Here is a 5,344-nt window from a genome sequence, read left to right as displayed (position 1 = left end):
GCGGAGTGTGTGGCTGATGAGGCGCCGGAGATGGTGCTGGTTCCGGCGATGCGCCGGGACCGGGACGAGGTGCGTACGGCGGTGGAGGCCGTGGCACACGCGTGGGTGGCGGGCGTACCGGTCGACTGGAAGGCGTTCTGCCCAGGGCGCGACGGCCGCTCCGTGGCACTGCCCACCTACGCTTTCCAGCGCCGCCGCTTCTGGGTGGAGGCGGACCCGGGCGCTGACCTGGAAGGCGCCGGGCTGGACGCCGCCGAACACGGGCTGTTGACGGCGGTGGTGCGGCTGGCGGAGAGCGGCGGCCTTGTCCTGTCGGGCCGCCTGTCGCACCACACCCAGCCGTGGCTGGCCGACCACACTGTCGGTGGAGTGGCCCTGGTACCGGGCACGGCGTTCGTCGAACTCGCCCTGCGCGCCGGGCAGGAGACCGAGTGCCGTCACCTGGAGGAACTGACCCTGCAGAGCCCTCTCGCCGTCCCCGAGCACGGCGGCGTGCGCGTGCAGGTGACGGTCGGCGCCCCCGACGAGTCCGGCCGACGCGCCGTCGCCGTCCACTCGCGGACGGACGACAAGGAGGACGGCCCCTGGACGACCCACGCGAGCGGCACGCTCTCCGCGGCCCCGGCGACCGACCCCTCGCCCCCCTCGCCCTCAGCCTTCGGCGACCTCGCCACCTGGCCGCCCCCGGGCGCCGAGCCGGTCGAAGTCGCGGGCATGTACGAGGAGTTGACCGCGCGCGGCTACACCTACGGCCCCGCCTTCCAAGCCGTACGAGCGGCCTGGCGCCGCGGCGACGAGGTGTTCGCGGAGGCCGCGCTGCCCGAAGCGGCCCGCACGGCATCCTCGTACGGCATGCACCCGGCGCTCCTCGACGGCGCCCTGCACGCCGCCGCGACCGGCGACATCCTGCCCGCCGACGGCACGTGGCTCCCCTTCTCCTGGAGCGGCGTCTCCCTGCTGCGCGGCGGCGCCCACGAGGTCCGTATCCGCATGGCCGCCACCGGCAAGGGCGCGGTGACGCTCGCGCTCGCCGACAGTGAGGGCCGGCCGGTGCTCCGGGCCGAGTCGATGACGTTACGTCCGCTCGGCCCCGACGCGCTGTCCACCACGGGCGCGGCGGCGGACCGGGTGGCCGACTCGCTCTACCCCGTCGAATGGGTGCCGGTAGCGTCATCCCCCGCTGAACTGGCGTCCGTAACCGCCGAGTTGGAGCCCGGTCGCCCGCTCGGTGGCCTCCTCGGCGACATGGCGCCCGAGACCGACGTCGTCATCCTCCGTTGCTCGGCGCAGCCCGACGGCGGTGACGTCGAAGGCGACGACCGGCGCGCGGTCGGCGGTGGAGGCCAGGGCGACCGGGCGCGTGAAGTGCTCGCTCGTGTCCTCGCGACCCTCCAGGAGTGGCTCGCCGATGAGCGGTGCGCGGCGGCGCGGCTGCTCGTGGTGACGCGCAGGGCCATCGCGGCGGGACCCCGCGAGGACGTACTGGACCTGACGCACGCCGCCCTCTGGGGGCTCGTGCGGTCGGCGCAGAGCGAACATCCCGGGCGATTTCTGCTCCTGGACGTCGACTCCGACGACGAGGCCGATTCGGCCAGGGCCCTGCCCGCCGTGCTCGCCGCCGACGAGCCACAACTCGTGTTGCGCGGCGCCCAGTTGCTCGCGCCCCGCCTCACCCGCGCCGACGCGGGCAGCACACTGCTGCGTCCGCCCGGCTCCCGGGCCTGGCGCCTCGCCGCCACCGACGGGTCCCTCGACCTCGCGCTGGTGCCGCACCCGGAGGCCGAACGGCCGCTGCGGGCAGGGGAGGTACGGGTCTCCGTACGGGCCGCGGGCGTCAACTTCCGTGACGTGATGATGGGCCTCGGCGCCCTGCCGGACCTGAACCCCGAGCGCGGCGACGGACCAGCCGCCCCGCACACCGGCACCGCCGCCCCGCACACCGGCCTCGGCAGCGAAGGCGCGGGCGTCGTCGTGGAGGTGGGGCCCGAGGTCACCGACCTGGCCGTGGGCGACCGCGTCATGGGCCTGCTCCCCGGCGCGTTCGGGCCGCTCGCGGTCGCGGACCGGCGCGTCCTCGTGCCGATCCCGGACGGCTGGTCCTTCGAACGGGCCGCCGCCGTCCCCGTCGCGTACCTCACCGCGTACGTGGGTCTCGCCGACGTCGCAGGTCTCGTCCCCGGCGAGTCCGTCCTCGTCCACGCCGCGACGGGCGGCGTCGGCACGGCCGCCGTGCAACTGGCCCGCCACTGGGGCGCCGACGTGTACGGCACCGCCAGCACCGGCAAGTGGCCGGCCCTGCGGGACGCCGGGCTCGCCGAGGACCACATCGCCTCGTCCCGGTCCCTGGACTTCGCCGACCGGCTGCTGGCGAGCACCGGCGGGCGCGGCGTGGACGTCGTACTGAACTCCCTCGCCGGCGAGTTCGTCGACGCGTCGCTGCGGCTGCTGCCACGCGGCGGCCGGTTCGCCGAGATGGGCAAGACCGACATCCGCGACCCCGAGCGGATCGCGACCGGCCACCCGGGCGTCGACTACCGCGCCTTCGACCTCGGCGACGCGCGGCCCGAACGGCTCGGCGCCCTGCTCGCCGAGATCGTACGACTCCTCGACGAAGGCACGCTGGCACCGCCGCCGGTGCGCGGCTGGGACATCCGGCACGCCTCCGAGGCGTTCCGGCACATGAGCCGTGCCCGCCACACCGGCAAGGTCGTCCTGAGCATCCCCACCCCGCTCGACCCCGAGGGCACCGTCCTGATCACCGGCGGCACCGGCACCCTGGGCGGCCTCGTCGCCCGGCACCTGGCCGACGTCCATCACGCGCGGCACCTGCTGCTGCTCTCCCGGCGCGGACCCGACGCGCCCGGGGCGGCCGAACTGCGGGACCAGCTCACCGCCCGCGGCGCCCACGTCACCCTCACCGCCTGCGACGCCGCCGACCGCGAAGCCCTGCGCGCCGTCATCGCCGACATCCCCGCCGCCCACCCCCTGACCGCCGTCATACACACCGCGGGCGTACTCGACGACGGCACGCTGGACTCCCTCGGCCGCGCGCAGCTCGACACCGTGACCCGGCCCAAGCTGGACGCCGCGCTCCACCTCCACGAGCTGACCGAAGAGCTGGAGCTGTCCGCCTTCGTGCTCTTCTCCTCCGCCGCCGCTCTGCTCGGCGCGCCCGGACAGGCCAACTACGCCGCCGCCAACGCGTTCCTCGACGCCCTCGCCTGCCACCGCCGCGCCCACGGCCTGCCTGCGACCTCCCTGTCCTGGGGCTGGTGGGAGACGGCCAGCGACATGACCGGCGCCCTGAAGCAGAGCGACCGCGCCCGTCTGGCCAGGGACGGCGCCCGGCCCATGCCCGCACCGCACGCCCTGGCGCTCCTCGACGCGGGCCGCGACCTGGACGCGCCCGCGGTCCTCGCGGCCCGGATCGACACCACACGCCTGCGCGGCCCGGCCCACCGGAACGGCCTCTCGCCCCTGTGGCGCACCCTTGTGACACCCGCCGCCCCGCCCACCGCGACACAGGCCGGCGCGGCACCGGCCCCCGCCGGGCCGGGTGACGGCACCCCGCCCCTCGTACCCGAACTGCGCGGCAGGCCGGGACCGGAACGCGAACGGCTGCTCCTCGACCTCGTGCGCGACCACGCCGCCACCGTCCTCGGCCACCACGGAGCCCGGACGATCGGCGGCGACCAGACCTTCCAGGACCTCGGCTTCGACTCGCTCACCGCGATCGAACTGCGCAACCGGCTCACCCACGCGACCGGCCTGCGCCTGCCACCGGCCCTCGTCTTCGACTACCCCACCCCGGCGGCGCTCGCCCGCCGACTGAGCACCCTGCTCGCCCCCGACGAACCGGCGGCCCCCGCCCCGTCCGTCCTCGCCGAACTCGACCGGCTCGACGGCGCACTCACCGCCGCGCTCCCCGACGCCGACACCCGCGCGGGAATCGCCGACCGGCTGCGCACGATGCTGGCCCGCCTCACCGACACACCCGCACCGGCCGAGGCCGTCGCCGACACCCTCGGCGCGGCAACGCCCGACGAGATCCTCGACTTCATCGACAACGAGCTGGGCCGGTCCCGGCAAGGGGGCTGAGCACCATGGCGGACGAACAGAAGCTCGTCGACTACCTGAAGTGGGTCACGGCCGACCTCTACGAGACCAGGGAGAAGCTCAGGGCCGCCGAGTCCCGCCGCCCCGAACCCATCGCGATCGTCGGGATGGCCTGCCGGTTCCCCGGCGGCGTGCGCTCGGCCGACGACCTGTGGAACCTCGTCGCAGGCCACACGGACGCCGTCACCGACTGGCCGGACAACCGCGGCTGGGACCTCGAAGGCCTCTACGACCCGGACCCCGACCGGCCGGGCACCTCCTATGTGCGGGAGGCCGGATTCGTCCATGACGCCGACCGGTTCGACGCGGAGTTCTTCGGCATCTCGCCGCGCGAGGCACTGGCCACCGACCCGCAGCAGCGGCTGCTCCTGGAGACCGCCTGGGAGACGTTCGAACACGCGGGCCTGGACACGGAGACGCTGCGCGGCAGCCGCACCGGCGTGTTCGTCGGCGTCATGCCGCAGGACTACATGCCCCTGACGACCAACGTCCCCGCGGGCCTCGACGGCTACCTCATGACGGGCAACTCGACCAGCGTCGCCTCCGGCCGCCTCTCCTACGTCTACGGCCTGGAGGGTCCCTCCGTCAGCGTCGACACGGCCTGCTCGTCCTCCCTGGTCACCCTCCACCTGGCCGCGAACGCGCTGCGCCAGGACGAGTGCTCCCTCGCCCTGGCGGGCGGTGTGACCGTCATGTCGACGCCGGCGATCTTCACGGAGTTCAGCCGCCAGCGCGGCCTGGCCCCCGACGGCCGCTGCAAGTCCTTCGCCGCGGCGGCGGACGGCACCGGATGGTCGGAGGGCGCGGGCCTGCTGCTCCTCGAACGCCTCTTTGACGCCCGCCGCCTGGGCCACCGTGTCCTCGCGGTGGTACGCGGCACCGCCGCCAACCAGGACGGCGCAAGCAACGGCCTGACCGCACCCAACGGCCCCTCCCAACAGCGGGTGATCCGCGCGGCGTTGGCGGACGCGCGCCTGTCCCCGTCGGACGTGGACGCGGTGGAGGCGCACGGTACGGGGACGAAGCTCGGCGACCCCATCGAGGCGCAGGCGCTCCTCGCGACGTACGGACAGGAGCGCGAGGGCGACCCCCTCTGGCTGGGCTCGGTGAAGTCGAACATCGGCCACGCCCAGGCCGCGGCCGGCGCCGCCTCGCTGATCAAGACGGTGATGGCGTTGCGGCACGGTGTGCTGCCGAAGACGTTGCATGTGGACGTTCCGTCGCCGGA

2 protein-coding genes are annotated in these 5,344 nt (G+C 74.9%); both read left to right on the top strand.

Annotated elements, in window-relative coordinates:
* The first annotated feature begins 9 nt into the window (after positions 1-9).
* Positions 10-4,098 carry an SDR family NAD(P)-dependent oxidoreductase gene (locus tag ACWDZ7_RS42530; RefSeq protein WP_451804294.1) on the top strand — a complete coding sequence of 1,363 codons (4,089 nt, stop codon included), beginning with the start codon at positions 10-12 and terminating at the stop codon, positions 4,096-4,098.
* Between the two features lie 5 nt (positions 4,099-4,103).
* On the top strand, positions 4,104-5,344 hold a 1,241-nt coding region (locus ACWDZ7_RS42525), incomplete at its 3' end, for a beta-ketoacyl synthase N-terminal-like domain-containing protein (protein WP_451804292.1).

The sequence above is a fragment of the Streptomyces sp. NPDC003032 genome (assembly GCF_053591415.1).
Note: the sequence above shows the minus strand (reverse complement) of the source record. Positions and strands in the feature narration are given on the sequence as shown.